Origin of the sequence: uncultured Tateyamaria sp., from assembly GCF_947488715.1 — a bacterium.
Classification (GTDB): Bacteria; Pseudomonadota; Alphaproteobacteria; order Rhodobacterales; family Rhodobacteraceae; genus Tateyamaria.
Genome location: NZ_CANLAG010000002.1, coordinates 416,784 through 434,814, shown reverse-complemented (window position 1 = coordinate 434,814; position 18,031 = coordinate 416,784). Strand labels below are relative to the sequence as shown.

16 protein-coding genes are annotated in these 18,031 nt (G+C 61.9%); 10 read left to right on the top strand and 6 right to left on the bottom strand.

Annotation, left to right across the window (positions count from 1 at the left end):
- The first annotated feature begins 37 nt into the window (after positions 1-37).
- The 4 genes from Q0936_RS06435 (at position 38) to Q0936_RS06420 (ending at position 3,535) form a co-directional block, all read left to right on the top strand.
- Positions 38-859, top strand: coding sequence for a DUF4198 domain-containing protein (locus tag Q0936_RS06435; RefSeq protein ID WP_299294824.1), 822 nt, complete (start codon positions 38-40; stop codon positions 857-859).
- Positions 860-901: 42 nt separating this feature from the next.
- Entirely contained in the window at positions 902-1,795 is an 894-nt protein-coding gene (locus tag Q0936_RS06430; protein WP_299294822.1) for a PfkB family carbohydrate kinase, read from the top strand.
- Positions 1,792-2,712 (top strand): pseudouridine-5'-phosphate glycosidase, encoded by a 921-nt coding sequence (locus Q0936_RS06425; protein WP_299294820.1) that lies wholly within the window; start codon positions 1,792-1,794, stop codon positions 2,710-2,712. The genes Q0936_RS06430 and Q0936_RS06425 overlap by 4 nt, the downstream gene beginning before the upstream one ends.
- Positions 2,713-2,785: 73 nt before the next feature.
- The gene (locus Q0936_RS06420) at positions 2,786-3,535 is read left to right on the top strand and encodes a DUF502 domain-containing protein (RefSeq protein ID WP_299141020.1); all 750 of its coding nucleotides are present in this window, start codon (positions 2,786-2,788) and stop codon (positions 3,533-3,535) included.
- A gap of 5 nt (positions 3,536-3,540) precedes the next feature.
- Here the strand turns inward: Q0936_RS06420 and Q0936_RS06415 are convergent, their stop codons facing one another.
- The 3 genes from Q0936_RS06415 to Q0936_RS06405 form a co-directional block, all read right to left on the bottom strand.
- Positions 3,541-4,572, bottom strand: a complete 1,032-nt coding sequence (locus tag Q0936_RS06415) for a patatin-like phospholipase family protein (protein WP_299294898.1) — start codon at positions 4,570-4,572, stop codon at positions 3,541-3,543.
- A 40-nt stretch (positions 4,573-4,612) separates the two neighbouring features.
- Positions 4,613-5,398 (bottom strand): 3-hydroxybutyrate dehydrogenase, encoded by a 786-nt coding sequence (locus Q0936_RS06410; RefSeq protein WP_299294818.1) that lies wholly within the window; start codon positions 5,396-5,398, stop codon positions 4,613-4,615.
- Positions 5,399-5,459: 61 nt separating this feature from the next.
- Entirely contained in the window at positions 5,460-6,557 is a 1,098-nt protein-coding gene (locus Q0936_RS06405; RefSeq protein ID WP_299294816.1) for a calcium-binding protein, read from the bottom strand.
- 384 nt (positions 6,558-6,941) lie between these two features.
- On the opposite strand from Q0936_RS06405, the gene Q0936_RS06400 reads away from it, so the two are divergent.
- The 3 genes from Q0936_RS06400 (at position 6,942) to Q0936_RS06390 (ending at position 9,663) form a co-directional block, all read left to right on the top strand.
- Positions 6,942-8,654: an extracellular solute-binding protein gene (locus Q0936_RS06400; protein ID WP_299296077.1), complete on the top strand. Its 1,713-nt coding sequence runs from the start codon at positions 6,942-6,944 to the stop codon at positions 8,652-8,654.
- Positions 8,655-8,672: 18 nt separating this feature from the next.
- Positions 8,673-9,323 (top strand): MIP/aquaporin family protein, encoded by a 651-nt coding sequence (locus Q0936_RS06395; RefSeq protein ID WP_299141249.1) that lies wholly within the window; start codon positions 8,673-8,675, stop codon positions 9,321-9,323.
- Between the two features lie 121 nt (positions 9,324-9,444).
- The gene (locus Q0936_RS06390) at positions 9,445-9,663 is read left to right on the top strand and encodes a hypothetical protein (protein WP_299141015.1); all 219 of its coding nucleotides are present in this window, start codon (positions 9,445-9,447) and stop codon (positions 9,661-9,663) included.
- A 4-nt stretch (positions 9,664-9,667) separates the two neighbouring features.
- On the opposite strand, the gene Q0936_RS06385 is transcribed toward Q0936_RS06390, so the two are convergent.
- Entirely contained in the window at positions 9,668-10,291 is a 624-nt protein-coding gene (locus Q0936_RS06385; protein ID WP_299141013.1) for an XRE family transcriptional regulator, read from the bottom strand.
- 65 nt (positions 10,292-10,356) lie between these two features.
- On the opposite strand from Q0936_RS06385, the gene Q0936_RS06380 reads away from it, so the two are divergent.
- The 3 genes from Q0936_RS06380 to Q0936_RS06370 all read left to right on the top strand — a co-directional run bounded on the left by Q0936_RS06380 (position 10,357) and on the right by Q0936_RS06370 (position 13,880).
- Positions 10,357-11,880 (top strand): class I adenylate-forming enzyme family protein, encoded by a 1,524-nt coding sequence (locus tag Q0936_RS06380; RefSeq protein ID WP_299296073.1) that lies wholly within the window; start codon positions 10,357-10,359, stop codon positions 11,878-11,880.
- An 18-nt stretch (positions 11,881-11,898) separates the two neighbouring features.
- Positions 11,899-12,543 carry a DsbA family oxidoreductase gene (locus tag Q0936_RS06375; RefSeq protein ID WP_299296070.1) on the top strand — a complete coding sequence of 215 codons (645 nt, stop codon included), beginning with the start codon at positions 11,899-11,901 and terminating at the stop codon, positions 12,541-12,543.
- Between the two features lie 125 nt (positions 12,544-12,668).
- Positions 12,669-13,880: an MFS transporter gene (locus Q0936_RS06370; RefSeq protein ID WP_299296067.1), complete on the top strand. Its 1,212-nt coding sequence runs from the start codon at positions 12,669-12,671 to the stop codon at positions 13,878-13,880.
- Here Q0936_RS06370 and mfd read toward each other — a convergent pair.
- A complete protein-coding gene (gene mfd, locus Q0936_RS06365) occupies positions 13,877-17,332 on the bottom strand; it encodes a transcription-repair coupling factor (protein ID WP_299296065.1) in 3,456 nt (1,151 codons plus the stop codon). The two genes, Q0936_RS06370 and mfd, sit on opposite strands and share 4 nt — an antisense overlap.
- 55 nt (positions 17,333-17,387) lie before the next feature.
- The gene (locus Q0936_RS06360; RefSeq protein WP_299296063.1) at positions 17,388-17,915 is read right to left on the bottom strand and encodes a component of SufBCD complex; all 528 of its coding nucleotides are present in this window, start codon (positions 17,913-17,915) and stop codon (positions 17,388-17,390) included.
- Between the last annotated feature and the right edge of the window lie 116 nt (positions 17,916-18,031).

Below are 18,031 nucleotides of genomic sequence, written 5' to 3'. Positions count from 1 at the left end.
CCGCAGCTTTCCATTCGTTCCCAGAAAGGTTTCAACCATGGCTCTGTCCCGCCCCATCTTGATCCGATTTGTCCTGTCGCTTTGGTGCGCCATTTGCGCCGGGGTTGCAACCGCACATGAGTTCTGGATCGAGGCGGACAGCTATCAAGTCGCGCCGTCCGGCAATTTGGCCGCACGCTTGAAAAACGGGCAGGAATTCAAAGGCACAACACTCTCCTATTTCGAGGGGCGCTTCACGCGCTTTGACGTGGTGGTCGGTGACACTGTTCGGCCCGTCGAAGGACGCATGGGCGACAACCCAGCGCTGGACGTGCCCGCACCCGTGGGTGGGTTGGTCCGGGTCGTGCACGAAACCACGCCCTCCTTTGTCACGTATTCCGAATGGCCCAAGTTCCAGAAATTTGCCGACCACAAGGATTTCCCCGATATCGCCGCGCGCCATGCGGCCAACGGCTTTCCCGAAGTGCCGTTCAAGGAACGCTACACCCGCCACGCCAAGGCGCTGATCGGTGTGGGCGACGCCGCGGGCAATGACAAGGCGCTGGGTCTGAAGACCGAATTTGTTGCCCTGACCAATCCCTATACGCCGGATTTCGATGGCATGATGGCGGTACAGGTCCTGCTGGACGGCGCCCCGCGCAGCGATGCCCAAGTCGAAGTGTTTGACCGCGACCCGAGTGACGCGGTGACGATCACGCTCCACCGCACGGATGCGGATGGTATCGCACAGGTCCCTGTCACGCCGGGCCACACCTACCTGTTTGACGCTGTGACCCTGGCACCCATCACAGGCGAAACATCAGAAGCCGTGTGGGACACGTTCTGGGCCGCGCTGACTTTTGCGGTGCCTGCACGCTGACTGCCTCTTGCCTTGCCGTGCGCCGGGCGGCACAAGACGGGCATGACCCAACAGCCTGACATTTTGTGCATCGGTTCCGTCCTGTGGGACGTGATTGGGCGCGCCGCATTGGCGATGCGCCAGGGATCGGATGTGCCGGGGCGCATCACCCGCCTGCCCGGCGGCGTTGCCATGAACATTGCAATGACGCTGGCGCGTTTTGGCCTCACACCCGCGCTGCTCACCGCCATTGGCCGCGATGCCGAAGGGGACGAGTTGATCGCCGCCTGCACAGCGCGCGGAATGATCACGAACACCGTCTACAGGTCCGAGGACCTGCCCACCGATCAATACATGGCCGTCGAAGGCGCAAACGGCCTGATCGCGGCGATTGCCGACGCCCATTCGCTGGAAAAAGCGGGTGCCAAGATCCTGCGCCCCTTGACCGACGGCACCATCGCATCCGATGCCGCCCCCTACTCCGGCCTCGCGGCCCTCGACGGAAATTTGACGCTGGACCTGTTGAACGAGATTGCCACCAGCCCGGTGCTGGCGCAGGCCGACCTGCGCGTGGCCCCTGCGTCTCCGGGCAAGGCCGAACGCCTATCACCCTTTCTGACCCGAACGCGCGGCACGCTTTATGTAAACCTCGAAGAGGCGGGCCTTTTGTGCCAGCGCGGCTTTGATAACTCGCAAGATGCGGCCAAGGGGCTGCTGGACCGTGGCGCGGCGCGGGTGCTGGTCACAGATGGTGGCGATGTGGCGACCGAAGGCTCGGCAGACGGGCTGATCAGCCAGACACCGCCACAAGTCCTTGTCACCCGCATCACTGGCGCAGGCGATACGTTCATGGCCGCCCATATTGCCGCCGAATTGCGCGGCGCGGACCGCGAGCAGGCGCTTGACCGCGCGCTCGATGCGGCCGCGATCTATGTTTCAGGAAAGACGCCCACATGACCCTTCACACCCCCTCGCCCGCTGTCGCGGCTGCACTGAACAACGGCACGCCTGTCGTCGCGCTGGAAAGCACGATTATCACCCATGGCATGCCCTATCCGCAAAACCTCGAGGTCGCTCGACAGGTCGAGGCGGACGTGCGAGCAGGCGGGGCCGAACCCGCCACCATGGCGGTGATCGACGGCACGCTGCATTGCGGCCTGACTGACACACAGCTCGAGGCGCTGGCGCAGGCCAAAGGCGTGGCAAAACTGAGCCGCGCGGACATGGCGGCCTGCATGGCGACGGGCGGCACCGGAGCCACAACCGTGGCCGCCACCATGATCGCCGCGCGCATCGCAGGCATCGGCGTTTTTGCCACCGGCGGCATCGGCGGCGTGCACAAAGGCGCCGAAGGCACGTTCGACATCTCTGCTGACCTGATGGAACTGGCCCAGACCCCGGTGACAGTTGTGGCCGCTGGCGCCAAGGCCATCCTCGATATCCCCAAAACGCTCGAAGTGCTGGAAACCCAAGGCGTCCCCGTCATCGCCTACGGTCAGGACGACATGCCCGCCTTCTGGTCGCGCAGCGCGGGCCTGCCCGCGCCTCTGCGCATGGACCGCGCCGCTGACATCGCCGCCGCGCAGGAGATGCGCACGGCAATGGGCCTGCCCGGTGGGCAACTGGTGGTAAACCCGATCCCGACAGAGGCAGAGATTGACCGCGCCACCCTCGCCCCCATCATCGCTCAGGCCACCGCAGACGCCGACACCTACGGCATCACCGGCAAGGGTGTGACGCCATATCTGCTACAGCGGATTTTCGAACTGACAGACGGACGGTCGCTGACGGCAAATATCGCGCTGGTGCGCAACAATGCCCGACTGGCCGCAGAAATAGCCACCGAAATGGGCAAACTTGTCCCCCACGCCTAACAACCGGGTGTAAACCATTGTAACGCCATATGGTCTCGCCTAACTAGGCGTTAGAGAAGGCGCCCGACGATTTATGAACACCCCATTTGATCCGCAAGAGCCCCGCAGGCCCGGTCTGTTTTCGCGCCTGCGCGCGTCCTTTCTGACCGGGATCGTGGTGATTGCGCCGGTTGGTCTGACCATCTGGCTCATTTGGACGGTGATTGGCTGGGTTGACGGGTTTGTCTGGCCACTGGTGCCAACCGTCTGGCAGCCCGATTCCATCGTCAACTACTGGCTGGGCAACCCGCGCAGCGTCCTCAATGATGCAGGGCTGCGCGTCGAAAACCCCGACTGGGTCAATGTGAACGTCCGCGGCGTTGGCGTTATCGTCTTTTTGCTGTTCACGATCTTTATCGGCTGGGTCGCCAAAGGGTTCATTGGCCGCTCGCTCATCCGCTATGCAGAAAGCCTGGTGGAACGGACGCCGGTTGTGCGCTCGATCTATTCCGGGATCAAACAGATCTCCGAAACCGTCTTTGCCCAGTCCGAGCGGTCCTTTGAAAAGGCCTGCCTGATCGAATACCCACGCAAAGGCATCTGGGCCATCGGGTTCATCTCGACCATCGCAAAGGGCGAAGTGTCCAAGCGCGCGGGCAATACCGGCACCCTACTCAGCATCTTTGTGCCCACAACACCCAACCCGACGTCCGGTTTTCTGCTGTTCTTCCCTGCCGAAGACGTGATCGAACTCGACATGAGTGTCGAGGACGCGGCCAAACTGGTGATCTCGGCGGGCCTCGTCTATCCCAACGGCAAGGACCCAACGACGCCGCCCGAGTAGGCGCGTTAGGCGAACATCCCGCGCAGGTCCAGCGTGCTGCGCGCACCGATGTCGTCGAAATGCGCGTCCAGAAACGCGCGCGCGGCCTGCATCCCGGCGTCCTTCAACTTGGCGATGACATAGCCGTTTGGCACCGTTTTGGTCGCGACACTCAGGTCGTTCATCAAGTCATCATCGGCGATCATATGGATCAACACACGCGCCATCCGCCCCTCGGGCAAGGTCCCGTCATCCAACAGCCGCTGGACAAAGTCGATGGCCCGCATTTCGCGCAGCAGTGACGAGTTGAAACTGATCTCGTTGATACGATTCTGGATCTGCTGCGGCGTGCGCGGCAGTGTTTCACGCTCAAGCGGGTTGATGTTGATCACCACAATGTCGTCCGGCAGCGACCGATCAAACATCGGAAACAGGGCCGGGTTGCCTGTGTATCCACCATCCCAAAACTCTTCGTCCTGTCCGGTCTCGCGGTCATGGACCGTGACCGCCTGAAACAGAGTTGGCAAACAGGCCGACGCCATGATGACATCCGGCGTCACTTCGTCCTGACGGAACACGCGCAGCTTACCGTTGCGCACCCGTGTGGCGTTGATAAAGAGCTGTGGCCCAGTATCGCAGCACACCTTGTCCATATCGAACCGCGCCACAATGTCCGTCAACGGATTGCGGTAAAACGGCCCGTAGGCATAGGGCGACACCATCCGTGTGAACGCATCCCCCAGCGCATAGGGCAGCGAATATTCCAGCGCCTGCGACACCTGTGCGGGTCCGAACTGGGCCATCCACTGATGAAACCGCGGATCCTGTACCCCGGCCACTTGCTCCCACAACCAATCAAGGTTCTCGCGCGCGGCGTCCCTGCCGGATGTGGCCAACCCCGCCTTGACCGCCGCCCCGTTCAGCGCACCCGCAGACGTGCCCGAAATGCCCGCGATTTCGATGCGCGTGTCCTGCAACAGAACATCCAGCACACCCCATGTGAACGCGCCATGCGCACCGCCACCCTGAAGGGCCAGGTTGATCTTTTTGACCGTCATCGCAGGAACATCCTTGTCGCGGGCAAAATCACGAACCGCATCAAAGTGCGGTCCAGCCGCCATCCACGCTGATTGTCGTGCCGGTGATCTGATCCGCTGCCGGGGAACACAGGAACGCGGCCGTGCCGCCCATCTGCTCGGTTGTGGCAAATTCCTTGGACGGTTGCCGCTTGAGCATGACGTTCTTGATCACCTCTTCGCGGCCCATGTCGTATTCCTTCATGGTGTCGGGGATCTGGCTTTCGACCAGCGGGGTCAACACGTAGCCGGGGCAGATTGCATTGGCGGTGATCGGCTCTTCGGCGGTTTCCAGCGCGGTGGTCTTGGTCAGACCGACAACCCCATGCTTGGCCGCGATATAGGCCGATTTATAGGGCGAGGCCGTCAAGCCATGCGCCGATGACACGTTGATTACACGGCCCCAGCCTGCGGCCCGCATCATCGGCAATGCCGCCGCCGTGGTGTGAAAGGCGGAACTCAGGTTGATCGCGATGATCGCATCCCATTTTTCGACCGGAAATTCTGGGATGCCCGCCACGTGCTGAATGCCGGCATTGTTGATCAGGATATCACATTTCCCCGCCGTCTCGATCAGCGCGCGGCACTGATCACCTTTGGACATGTCTGCCTGAATGTACCGTGTGGCCGTGCCCGTTGCGTCGGCGATCTCTTTGGCCAGCGCGTGATCTTCGTCCCGGTCGGAAAAGGAGTTCAGGACGATGTCCGCCCCGGCCCGCGCCAGTTCCCACGCCATGCCCAACCCAATGCCAGAGTTGGAACCGGTGATGATGGCAGTCTTGCCAGAAAGGTCGATTGTCAGGGCCATGATGCGTCTCCTCTTGCGTTGGTCGCAATCTACGCAAAATGCTGCACCTGCGAAAGGGCCATCACGCCAGCGTATCAGCCCATGCAAAAATGCTGACACCCGCCGTGCCATCCACAAAATCAGTCACGTCAAAGGCGTCCAGATCGGCGTTGGCGATCACAAGGCGCAAGCCCTCGGCATCTACAACAACATGCGCGCCCCGCTGCGTCGCATGTTCCGAAAACAGATCAAACGCCTCTTGGGCCGTGTAGGTGGCATTGTCGGTTGGACCAAACCAAAGCATGTCGGTGTCCTGTTCGAAGTCGAGGATGACCGCGCGCGTCGCTGTGTCAGGCGTGGCCATGGCCTCGTTCAGCACAAACACAAACGCATCCTGACCGGCCCCGCCTGTCAGCCGTGCAAGGCCCGCATCCCCGCGCAACACGTCGTCCCCGTCGCCACCATCCAGACGGTCATGGCTCGCACCGCCCAGCAGCACATCGTCGCCTGCGCCGCCTAGCAGAATGTCTGCCCCCGCGCCGCCAAAGACATGGTCGTCACCACCACCGCCATTCAGCCGGTCGTTGCCACCAAAACCAGACAGGGTATCATTGCCCGTACCCCCCGCGATGCCGTCACGTGCTGCACTGCCTTCGGCCCGGTCATCACCGGCACCCATGACAAAGGTCACGCTGCCTGCACCCTCCGCGGCGAGTGCTACATCATTGCCGTTGCCGGTGCGGACCACCGCGCCATCGCCCAGAACCTGCACGATGTCATTCAGCCCTGATCCGACGATATCCGCCTTGTCCGCGCCGTCGATCACCAGACCGCCAAAACTGTCGTAGGGGCCGGCGACTTCGCCCAGAGCAAAGACGTAAACGAGGGTCATCGACGTGAACAGCGTGTCTAAGTCTTCGGCAGTTGCGGCAAACCCCTCGGCCGGGCTGGATATGGACGTCGCAGTGATAAGGGTCTCGTCCTCAAGACCCAGCGCCTCCGCCTCGGGGGACCAGTCGATGGAAAACGTGTAACCGGTAACAAGCCCACCGCCGAAACCACCTGCCGGGGACAGGGTTAACCCAACACCTGTCACGGCAAGGCTGAACGTGTTGTAGCCTTCGGTCAATGAGTCCTGCACAAGCAGAAACCCGTCTTCGATTGGTGTGATTGACGTCATACTGGCACCCGTTCCTAACCGTTCAACGAACACTATTCAGCGCCGTTCGGGACTGCACCTTCAAGGGGAAAGACCAAAAAAAAACGCCAGCACGAAGCTGGCGTTAAGTTATTGAGGCAGGTTTCATACAGGCAAGAAACCTATCGAGCAGTACGGACGTTATACGCAAAGCCGCGCGCAGAGTCCAAGCTAAAAGTTTGATAATGCGTAAAGGTCTGCGTCCCGCTATTGTTAACAAAACAAGGGCAAACAGGGATTGTTTACGAAATGGCGCAGGATTATTTCCGTACTCGATGGGCAAAATTTGCCGCCGCGAGCGTGATTCTTGGTACGGTTTTTGCAGCACCCGTACAACCACAAGCAGAGCCAATGCATGGCATAGCTATGTACGGCGCGCCTCAACTGCCACCGGATTTTGTGTCTCTTCCACACGCGAATCCCGACGCACCCAAGGGCGGCGCCATCACTTTGGCCAATACCGGCAGCTTTGATTCGCTCAATCCCTACATCCAGAAAGGGAACGTGCCCTGGCAGCTCAGATTTCTGACCCATGAAAGTCTGATGGGCCGCAATCGCAGCGAGCCTTTCGCGCTATATGGGCTGCTGGCCGAATCGATTGATGTCCCCGAGGACCGATCCTGGGTCGAATTCACCCTCCGCCCCGAGGCCCGATTCTCTGACGGCAGCCCCGTCACGGTCGAAGACGTCATTTGGTCCTATGAGACGCTGGGCACCCAGGGTCACGGGCGCTACCGCAGCCTGTGGTCGCAGATCGAGACGTTGGAACAGACCGGCCCGCGCAGCATCAAGTTCACCTTCAACACTGAAAATCGCGAACTGGCCCTGTTGGCCGGCATGCGCCCCATCCTGCAAAAAGCCCAATGGGAAGGTCAGGATTTCGCCGCCGCCACCATCAACGATGTGCCTATCGGTTCGGGTGCCTACGTGGTTTCCGACTTTGAGGCCTCACGCAGTGTCGTTCTGACCCGCAACCCCGACTATTGGGGTGCGGACCTGAATTTCATGCGTGGCACGTTCAACTTTGACCAGATCACCATCGATTTTTACGGCGATCAGGATGTGGTGTTCGAGGCGTTCAAGGCGGGCGAGGTTTCAGCCATCCGCGAGTTCAATGCCGACATATGGGCCAACCAGTACAGCTTTCCACGTGTGCAATCCGGCGCGATCGTCAAAACCGAGATCGCCCACCAGAAACCATCGGGCATCACCGGCTTTGTGATGAACACCCGGCGCGCGCCCTTTGACGACTGGCGCGTGCGCGAGGCGCTGATCACGGCCTTCAACTTTGAATATATCAACGACACACTGACCGGAGGTGCGCAGCCGCGGATCACATCCTATTTCTCCAACTCGCCGCTTGCGATGCAGCCCGGCCCAGCCACGGGTGCAGTTGCCGACCTGCTGGCACCGTTTGCTGACACCCTCCTGCCCGGCGTGATCGACGGCTACGCCCTGCCGCAAAGCGACGGCACCCTGCGCAACCGTTCGGGCCTGCGACGGGCGATTGGCCTTTTGGAAGAGGCAGGCTGGACCACTCAGGACGGCAAGATGCGTGACGCAGATGGCAAGGCGCTCACCTTTACCATCCTGCTCGAACAACAACGGACCGAAGACCGCGCGATTGCCAACCTGTATATGCAGGCGCTGGAACAGCTTGGCATTGACGTCACTATTGATCTGGTGGATGGCGCCCAGTTCACCGCGCGCGAAAACACCTATGATTTCGACATGACCTATCACCGTCGCGCCCTGTCCCTCAGCCCCGGAAATGAACAATGGTTCTACTGGGGCTCCAACGCCGCCACGCAAGACGGCACCGCCAACCTCATGGGCGTTCAGGAACCAGCGATTGATGCGATGATCACCGCGATGCTCACGGCAACCACGCGCGAGGGCAGCATCGCCGCCACGCGCGCGCTGGACCGTCTGTTGACCGCGGGTCGCTATGTCGTTCCGTTCTGGCAATTCACCACGGGCCGCGTGGCGCACATCTCGGAAATGAAGCACCCGGAGGTGATTCCGATCTACGGTGATGGGCCGGACTGGATGCCGCAATTCTGGTGGTACCAGCAGTAACCTCAACGGAACGCACGTATCATGTTGCAGAAACTGGCAGCCGAAGGGCTGGGAACCGCGCTGTTGCTAATTGGCGTGATCGGCTCTGGCATCATGGGCGAGACCCTCGCAGATGGAAATGTGGCCATAGCGCTGTTGGCCAACGCCATTGCGACGGGCTGTATGCTCTACGTCATCATCACCGTGCTGGGGCCGATCTCGGGCGCGCATTTTAACCCGGCGGTGACACTGGCGTTCTGGCTGCGGGGGGACATAGCTCCTCGCATGGCGCTGGCCTATGTCTGCGTGCAGATTGCAGGGGGTATCTTGGGGGTCTGGGCCACCCATGCCATGTTTGATCAACCGATCCTGCAAACCTCTGCCACCCTACACCGCACCGGCCTTGCCCAGTGGTGGTCCGAGGTCGTGGCGACCTTTGGACTGCTCTTTGTGATCTTTGGCGGCCTCAAATCTCGACCAGAGGTTGTGCCGACACTCGTGGCCCTCTACATCACCGGTGCCTATTGGTTCACATCCTCCACCAGTTTCGCCAACCCCGCCGTTACCATCGCACGGGGATTTTCTGACACGTTTGCAGGCATTTACCCCGGTCACATCGCGGCGTTTATCCTGTGCCAACTCGGCGCAACAGTTATCGCTCACGCCGCATTGCAGAAACTTTTCAGATAAACTGTTGATCTGTCACCGGTTTGTAATATTGTCTGCCGCGTGGTGGATGTCCGACGTGCGCAGTGGAATGGCGACGTCCAGATTGCCCTGACCGGGGCGTATAAACCTGATGGGGGACGACATGACCTGGAACGACCTGACCCAGAACTGGGCAGCGAGCTATCGCGCCTTGTGCCAAGAATTTCCGCGCCTCGAACCCAGCGCCATGCCGTTTCTCAAAGCGGATCAAGACCGCTTTGAAAGCTATCTGGCTGCAACCCACGAAATGACGTTGAAAGAAGCGCAAGAGGCGTTCGACGCCTACCTCAGTTCGATGTCAAAGGTGCTGAACCCCGCCTGAGAGATCAGGCCAGCGACGTCACCCACAGGATCAGCGCGTCTTCGTCACTGACCGACACGACGTTGTGGCCCATGGTCGCGTCGTAATAGGCGCTGTCGCCGCGCCGCATCTCAATGGGTTCGTAAAACTCGGTGAACAGCCGAACAACACCCGTCAGCACGTACAGAAACTCTTCGCCGTCATGGCGGACCCAGCCGTCGAATTCGTCCATGGACCGCGCCCGCACGCGCGCACGGTAGGGCAACATCGTCTTTTTGGTCAGCGCCTCGGCCAGCAACTCGTGCTCATAGGTCACGGTGGCCTGCGCGTTGCCCTCACCCGACTTCGTCACCACCATACGGCCGTTGATCTGGCCCTTTTCCGGTGGCGTGAACAACTGCGGCACCGAGATTTCGAGACCCACCGCCAGCTTCTTGAGCGCTTCATAGGTCGGCGACATCTGCCCGTTCTCGATCTTGGACAGGGTCGACCGGGCCAGCCCTGCCTGTCCCGCCGCTTGCTCTAGTGTCCAGTCGCGCGCCTTGCGCAGCTCGCGCACCCGCGCGCCCAGATCCAGCGGCTCTGCGGTATCCGCATTGCCAGTGGCACGGGCGATCTCGATGAGGGATTTGGGGTCTTTGCCTTGCATGACGACCTGTATAATTCCGCGCCGTCCCGCTTGCAACGCCGCGACATGCGGCATAGCCACCCTATATGTTCAGCATTCACGACACAGGACCTGCCGCCCCCTGCCCTGATCCGTTCAACATGGCCGCACATGTGCTGGCCGCCGGACAGGCCAATCCGTCCAAGGTGGCCGTGTCGATCATTGGGCCGGGCAGCGCATCCGAAGACTGGACCTATGACGCGCTGATCCGCGCCGTACGTGGCACCGGCGCCGCCCTGTTGCAGGCCGGGTGCGTGCCCGGCGACATCATCCTCATGCGGCTGGGCAATACCATCGACTTTCCCATCGCTTATCTGGCGGCCATTGGTGTGGGTCTGGTGCCTGTGCCGACCTCCGCCGCCCTGACCACACCCGAAGTGCAGCGGATCGTGACCGAACTGTCGCCCCGTTTGATCCTGCGCGATGCAGATGTCCCCTCTGCCCCCGGCGCGCCGGAGATTGGGCTGGCCACCTTGCGCGCCATGCGTGCGACACCCCCCGCAGACTGGCACATGGGGGACGCCGACCAGTTGGGATACATCATCTACACATCCGGCACCTCCGGCACGCCGCGCGCTGTGGCGCATGGGCATCGTGCGATCTGGGCGCGCCAGATGATGCATGATGGTTGGTACGGGCTGACGTCACAGGACCGGCTTTTGCACGCCGGTGCGTTCAATTGGACCTACACGATGGGCACCGGGTTGATGGATCCGTGGACGCTTGGGGCCACCGCATTGATCCCCACACCCGGCACAGACCCAAGCCAGTTGGGCGCGCTGCTACAGACACATCGCGCCACGATCTTTGCCGCGGCCCCCGGTGTGTACCGCCAGATGCTGGCCCGCAGCACACTGCCGCCCCTGCCCCATCTGCGCCATGGGCTGAGTGCGGGCGAAAAGCTGTCGCGCGACACCCAAACCGATTGGATGGCGGCCACCGATACGCCAGTGTTCGAGGCCTACGGGATGTCGGAATGTTCGACCTTCATTTCGGCCAGCCCCTCCGCGCCTTGTGACCCGAACACGCTGGGCCGCCCCCAACCGGGGCGCAAGGTGGCCATCATCGGCGATGATGGTCCGGTGCCGCACGACACCCCCGGCGTGATCGCCATCGACCGCGCCGATCCCGGCCTCATGCGCGGTTATCTGCACCAGCCTGACGCCACAGCCGAACGGTTCCGGGGCGACTGGTTCATGACCGGCGACATCGGCGCCATGGACGCCACGGGCCAGATCACATACCTGGGCCGCAACGACGACATGATGAACGCGGGCGGCTACCGCGTCTCCCCCCTCGAGGTCGAAGCGGCACTGGCCGGCGCGCCGGGCATACACCAGGCCGGCGTCACCCAGATCGAGGTCAAACCCGGCACCCGCATCATCGCCGCCTTTTATACCGGACCCGCCCCACTGGACGATGCAACTCTGCAGGCTTATGTCGAACCACAACTGGCACGCTACAAACAGCCCCGCGCCTACGTCCACATTCCGCAGATGCCGCTGGGCGCAAACGGAAAATTGCTGCGTCGGCGCTTGCCGCAATTCTGGCCCGCGACGCGGCCACACTGAAAAAGAAAGCACAGGCAAATGACCGACCCCATCAAACTCGACATCATGTCCGATCCGATCTGCCCTTGGTGCTATATTGGCAAGGCGCACCTTGACCGCGCGCTGGCCGCCCACCCCGACCACCCCTTCGTGATCGAATGGCACCCGTTCCAGCTGAACCCCGACATGCCCGCAGGCGGCATGGACCGCCGCGCCTATCTCGAAGGTAAGTTCGGCGGCAAGGAAGGTGCCGTGCGCGCCTATGCGCCCGCGGTCGAACACGCGGAACAGGCCGGGCTCAAGATCGACTTCGAAGGGATGAAACGCACCCCCAACACGCTCGACGCCCACCGTCTGATCCACTGGGCCGGTATCGAAGGCAAGCAGACCGCCGCCGTGTCCTCGCTGTTCAAAGCCTATTTTGTCGAAACCCGCGACATTGGCGATCACGATGTTCTGGCGGATATCGCAGACGGTATCGAAATGGACGCCGCCGTGGTGCGCAAGTTGCTGTCCAGCGATGCCGACCGCGATGACATCGCCGCACGGGATGCCCACAGCCGCCAGATGGGTGTCAATTCGGTTCCAACGTTCATCGTCGCGGGCAAACATGCCGTCCCCGGCGCACAGCCGCCCGAGCTTTGGGCGCGTGTCATCGATGAGCTGGGCCAAGGCGCTGCCTGATACCGCGCCCGCGCGATCACATTTTTAAGCAGGTGGTCACTTTTTCAACCGAGGGTCGTTGTCATTCGCGGAAAGCACCGCCAATGTGACGTTGAAAAGCGTCAGATCGATCCAAGGACCCACCCGTGACCCAAGCCAAGGGGCAACACGTCAGCAAGCCGGAATTTATCGCCCTGATGGCGATGATGTTCGCGACAATCGCGTTTTCCATCGACGCGATGCTGGCTGCCCTGCCCGCGATTGCGGCGGACATTGCGCCGGGCGGTGTGGATCAAGCCGCGTGGATCATGACGGCGTTTCTGATTGGCATGGGGGTGGGCACGTTCTTTACCGGGCCGATCTCGGACGCCTATGGGCGCAAGCCCGTGGTCTATGTCGGCCTGGCCGTCTATGCTGTTGGCGCAGTCCTCGCATGGGTGGCACCCAGCCTCGAGTTGGTGCTGGCCGCGCGCGTTCTTCAAGGGCTTGGCGCTGCGGGTCCGCGTGTGGTGTCTGCGGCGATCATCCGCGATCTCTATGTCGGCCGGGCCATGGCAAGCATTCTGTCGCTCACGATGATGGTCTTTTTGCTTGTGCCCGCGATTGCCCCGCTCATCGGGGCGCTAATCACGGATGCCTTTGGGTGGCGGGCGATCTTTCCGGCCTTTTTGATCTTTGGCGCGATGATCTTTGTCTGGTTCGGCACCCGCATGTCCGAAACCCTTGCCCTCGCCGACCGTCGACCGCTGCGGGTTGGCTTGATGGCCGACGCGGTGCGCCAGATGTTTGCGCATCCAACGGTCCGCCTGTCGATCATGGTGCAGACGCTGATGCTGATGATCCTCTTTTCGATCCTCACCATGGTGCAACCGATTTTCGAGGTATCCTTTGATCGCGCAGAGAGCTTTCCACTTTGGTTCGGGGCCATCGCGCTGGCTTCGGGCGTGTCTAGCCTGCTCAATGCCGCCATTGTGGGCCGGTTCGGGATGCGGCGGCTGGTGACGTGGGCGCTGCTGGCGCAGTTGGTCGTCTCAACGACCTTTGTGCTGTGGATGATGGCAGACCTGCCGGGGCTCTTTGCTTTTTACATCTTCTGGCAGTGGGGCGTGATGTTTCAGGGTGGGCTGACTGTCGCCAACCTCAACGCCATCGCGATGGAGCCGATGGGACACATCGCGGGCATGGCCGCGTCGGTGATCGGGGCAGTTTCAACCGTGTTGGGCGCAGCCCTCGCATCGCCCATCGCCACGCTCTTTGACGGCACACCCATGCCACTGGTCGCAACCGTGCTTATCGCCTGCTTGCTCGCGTCGGTGATGATGCAGATGATGCGCCGGGCCGAGGTCGCTGCGGCCTAGCCCGCCTTGGCTTTCTTCTTCTGGGCAATCACCTTTTCAGCCAGATCGCGTGCGATAGCAAAGGCACCCTTGATCTTGTCCGCGTCTTTGACCCAATCGCGCCGCACCACGATCTTGTTGTCCTTGACCTTGGCCAGCCCGCGCTGATCCTGAATGAACTCGACCAGACCTTGAGGCGAGGCGAATTTGTCGTTGTGGAACTGGATCACCGCGCCTTTTGGCCCGCCGTCCAGCTTGGCAATCCCGGCCCGCTTGCACATGGCCTTGATCCGCACCACCAGCATCAGCGTGTTCACCTCGCGCGGCAACTTGCCAAACCGGTCGATCAATTCGGCCGCGAACCCTTCCAACTCGACCTTCGTCGACAGGCCCGACAGGCGGCGATAGAGGCCCAGCCGCACATCCAGATCGGGCACGTAGTCTTCGGGGATCAGCACCGGCACGCCCAGATTGATCTGCGGCGCCCACTGTCCGTCATCCTCCATCAACCCTTCCATCTGGCCGGATTTGATCTTGGCAATCGCCTCTTCGAGCATTGATTGGTATAACTCAAAGCCCACATCGCGCATCTGGCCCGACTGTTCCTCGCCCAAGAGGTTGCCCGCCCCGCGAATATCCAGGTCTTGCGACGCCAGCGTGAACCCCGCCCCCAAGGTGTCGAGGCTGCCTAGCACGCGCAGCCGTTTCTCCGCGGTGGCGGTCAGCTTAGCGCGCGGCTTGGTGGTCAGATAGGCATAGGCCCGCGTCTTGGACCGGCCTACACGCCCCCGGATCTGGTAAAGCTGCGCCAGACCGAACATATCCGCCCGGTGCACCACCATCGTGTTCGCGGTGGGGATATCGAGGCCCGATTCCACAATCGTCGTCGCCAGCAGCACATCGTACTTGCCGTCGTAAAACGCGTTCATCCGGTCATCGAGCTCTCCGGCGGCCATCTGCCCATGCGCCACCACATAGGTCAGCTCGGGCAACTGCTCTTTCAGGAACTCCTCGATCTCGCGCAGATCCGAGATGCGCGGCACAACATAGAACGACTGCCCGCCGCGATAGTGTTCACGCAAAAGCGCCTCGCGGATCGTGACTGCATCGAACTCGGAAACATAGGTCCGGATCGCCAGCCGGTCGACCGGCGGCGTGCCAATGATCGACAGATCGCGCACGCCCGTCAGGCTCAGTTGCAGCGTTCGCGGAATGGGCGTCGCCGTCAGGGTCAGCACATGCACGTCACTGCGCAACTGTTTCAGCCGCTCCTTGTGGGTCACGCCGAACTTCTGTTCCTCATCAATGACCAACAGGCCCAGGTTCTGGAACCGCACGCCCTTGGCCAGCAGCGCATGCGTGCCCACCACAATATCCGCCGTACCCTTGGACATGCCCGCGCGGGTGTCGTTGGCGTCCTTCGCACTGACAAAGCGGCTGAGCTGCCGCACTTCGATGGGAAAGCCCCTGAACCGCTCGGCAAAAGACTTGTAGTGTTGCCGCGCCAGCAGCGTCGTGGGTGCAATCACCGCCACCTGCACGCCCGTCATGGCCGCGACAAAGGCCGCGCGCATCGCCACCTCGGTCTTGCCAAAACCGACATCCCCACAGATCAACCGATCCATCGGCGAGCCGCTGGTCAGATCGTCAATCACAGCGGCAATCGCCGTCAACTGATCGTCCGTCTCCTGATAAGGGAAGCGCGCCGAAAACGCGTCCCACATGCCGGGGGGTGGCTCAAGGATCGGGGCCTTACGCAAAGCCCGTTCGGCAGCAATGCGGATCAAACGATCCGCCATTTCGCGGATGCGCTCTTTCAGCTTGGCCTTCTTGGCCTGCCACGCGCCGCCGCCAAGCTTGTCCAGCAGCCCCTCTTCGTGGCCGTATTTCGACAGTAGTTCGATGTTCTCAACGGGCAGATACAGCTTGGACCGCTCTGCATATTCCAGCAGCAGACATTCATGCGCAGCCCCGGCAGCCGTCACCACCTCCATGCCTGTATAGCGGCCAATCCCGTGATCCACATGCACCACCAGATCGCCGGGCGACAGCGACTGCGTCTCGGTCAGGAAATTCTCCGCCCGCCGCTTGCGCTTGGGCGCACGGATCAGCCGATCGCCCAGCACATCCTGCTCGGAAATCACCGTGAGGCCCGGCGCCTCGAACCCGTGTTCCAGCGCCCAGACGGTCAGGTGCAGCCCCCGTTTGCCGATCCGCGTGGCGTCGGTGATGGGGATGACCTCCGCCAGCCCCTCGTCCTCGATCAGCCCGGTCAACCGCTCGCGCGCACCCTCAGAATAGCTGGCGACAACCACCGGCCCCACATCAAGCTTTGCCTTAATATGCGCCGCCAAAGACCCGAAAAGGCTGATGGATTCCTGTTGACGCTCCGGCGCGAAATTGCGCCCGATCCGCCCGCCCGCATCTGTGACACCAGGTCCCGTCGCCTGCGCCAGTGCCGCAAACTGCAGGACCCGGAACCCGGCCACCGCCGTCTCCCACGCCGCATCATCCAGATAAAGCCCACCCGGTGGCGCAGGCTTGTAGACACTGTCCATCTTGGACCGGTTCGCCATCGCCAACCGCCGCGTCTCGTACTGGTCCTCGATGCTCTCCCAGCGCGCCAACCGGCTGGGCGTCACCTGATCGTCCAGTGTGATCACCGCCCCCGGCACATAGTCAAAAAGCGTGTCCATCTCGTCGTGGAAAAAGGCCAGCCAATGCTCCGCCCCCTGATGCTTGCGCCCCGCGCTGATCGCCTCGTACAGGGGATCATCCGTGCCAGCCGCACCAAATTCCAGCCGGTAGGACTGGCGAAACCGCGTCACTGCCGCCTCGTCCAGAATGACCTCGGACACCGGGGCCAGCTCGATCACATCCAGCTTTTCCGTGGTGCGCTGCGTCACTGGATCAAACCGGCGCGCCCCGTCCAGAACATCGCCAAACAGATCCAGCCGCACAGGCCCCAGATCGCCGGGCGGATAGATATCGATGATACCGCCGCGAATGGCATAATCCCCGGGTTCCATCACCGTGGGGCTTTGCACGAACCCCATGCGCACAAGGAACTGCCGCAGGCCGGCCTCGTCCACGCGGCTGCCCACGCGCGCAGTGAATGCCGCCTCTTTCAACAGCCCGCGCGCAGGCACCCGCTGGGTCGCGGCATTCAACGTGGTCAGCAGGATAAACCGCTCTGGCATCCCATGCGCCAGCGCCGCCAGCGTCGCCATCCGCTGGGCCGAGATATCGGCATTGGGCGACACCCGGTCATAAGGCAGGCAATCCCAGCCCGGAAACACCAGAACCGGCATGTCGGGGGCAAAGAACCGCAACGCGGCCTGCATCGCCGCCAGCCGCTTGTCATCGCGCGCCACATGTACAACCGGGCCGCGGGCCGCGACCTCGCCCAAGATCAGCTTGGCGTCAAACCCCTCGGGCGCGCCTGAGACTGTGATGTGATCGGACGGATTCATGCGCAACGGGCCTTCGTGAAACAGGCGCCTTCAATTGGGGCAATCCCGCGCCCTGTCAACCGCCGAAGGGGCCAACGGACATGTTTTGGTACATCCCCCACAGGGCCGTGGCGAAAATCGCAACCATCCCGATGGCCTGCACATAGGTGCGGTGCCGCGTTAGCCGCCGCCACAGCTGCTCGCCCGTGGCCTCCTCCGACTGGATCAGCCGCGCGGTGGACAGGTTCAGCGCCCCCACCAGCGACATAGGCGCACCAAGCAGGAACACCGCCTGCGCAAATTCCACCCCGTAGACAAAACCCAAAAGCGCAAGCCCGGTTAGGATGAAACAGGTGAACCCCAGCACCCACAGGCCAGACACGTTGCCGATGAACAGCAGCCGGTTCGTGTTGATCCGCACCAGATCTTCGAGATCTTCGGCCGTCTGACCACCATTGCGCCGCGCACGCGCCACCATGTCATAGGGCACGCCCAGCACCCAGTGGCTGGCCGTTGACCATACGACCGCCAGCGCAATCCAGAACCACAGGTTCGAGAACGAGCGCATGTCGATCAGTTCAAAGATGGTTTCGTGCCAGTCCAATGGGTGCCCTGCTGTCCGCGCTTGGCGCGGTTCCCGTCGTGATTGATGCCCCTCTTAGCGCGCGCAAAGGGCGGTGCCTAGACTTGGCAAGCGCAAAAATACGTGGCACGGATAAA

Coding starts and splice junctions, on each gene's coding strand:
- Q0936_RS06375 (WP_299296070.1), top strand. CDS start 11,899: ATGACCGACCCCATCAAACTCGACATCATGTCCGATCCGATCTGCCCT.
- Q0936_RS06390 (WP_299141015.1), top strand. CDS start 9,445: ATGACCTGGAACGACCTGACCCAGAACTGGGCAGCGAGCTATCGCGCC.
- Q0936_RS06435 (WP_299294824.1), top strand. CDS start 38: ATGGCTCTGTCCCGCCCCATCTTGATCCGATTTGTCCTGTCGCTTTGG.
- Q0936_RS06410 (WP_299294818.1), bottom strand. CDS start 5,398: ATGGCCCTGACAATCGACCTTTCTGGCAAGACTGCCATCATCACCGGT.
- Q0936_RS06405 (WP_299294816.1), bottom strand. CDS start 6,557: ATGACGTCAATCACACCAATCGAAGACGGGTTTCTGCTTGTGCAGGAC.
- Q0936_RS06425 (WP_299294820.1), top strand. CDS start 1,792: ATGACCCTTCACACCCCCTCGCCCGCTGTCGCGGCTGCACTGAACAAC.
- mfd (WP_299296065.1), bottom strand. CDS start 17,332: ATGAATCCGTCCGATCACATCACAGTCTCAGGCGCGCCCGAGGGGTTT.
- Q0936_RS06420 (WP_299141020.1), top strand. CDS start 2,786: ATGAACACCCCATTTGATCCGCAAGAGCCCCGCAGGCCCGGTCTGTTT.
- Q0936_RS06385 (WP_299141013.1), bottom strand. CDS start 10,291: ATGCAAGGCAAAGACCCCAAATCCCTCATCGAGATCGCCCGTGCCACT.
- Q0936_RS06380 (WP_299296073.1), top strand. CDS start 10,357: ATGTTCAGCATTCACGACACAGGACCTGCCGCCCCCTGCCCTGATCCG.
- Q0936_RS06430 (WP_299294822.1), top strand. CDS start 902: ATGACCCAACAGCCTGACATTTTGTGCATCGGTTCCGTCCTGTGGGAC.
- Q0936_RS06400 (WP_299296077.1), top strand. CDS start 6,942: ATGTACGGCGCGCCTCAACTGCCACCGGATTTTGTGTCTCTTCCACAC.
- Q0936_RS06415 (WP_299294898.1), bottom strand. CDS start 4,572: ATGACGGTCAAAAAGATCAACCTGGCCCTTCAGGGTGGCGGTGCGCAT.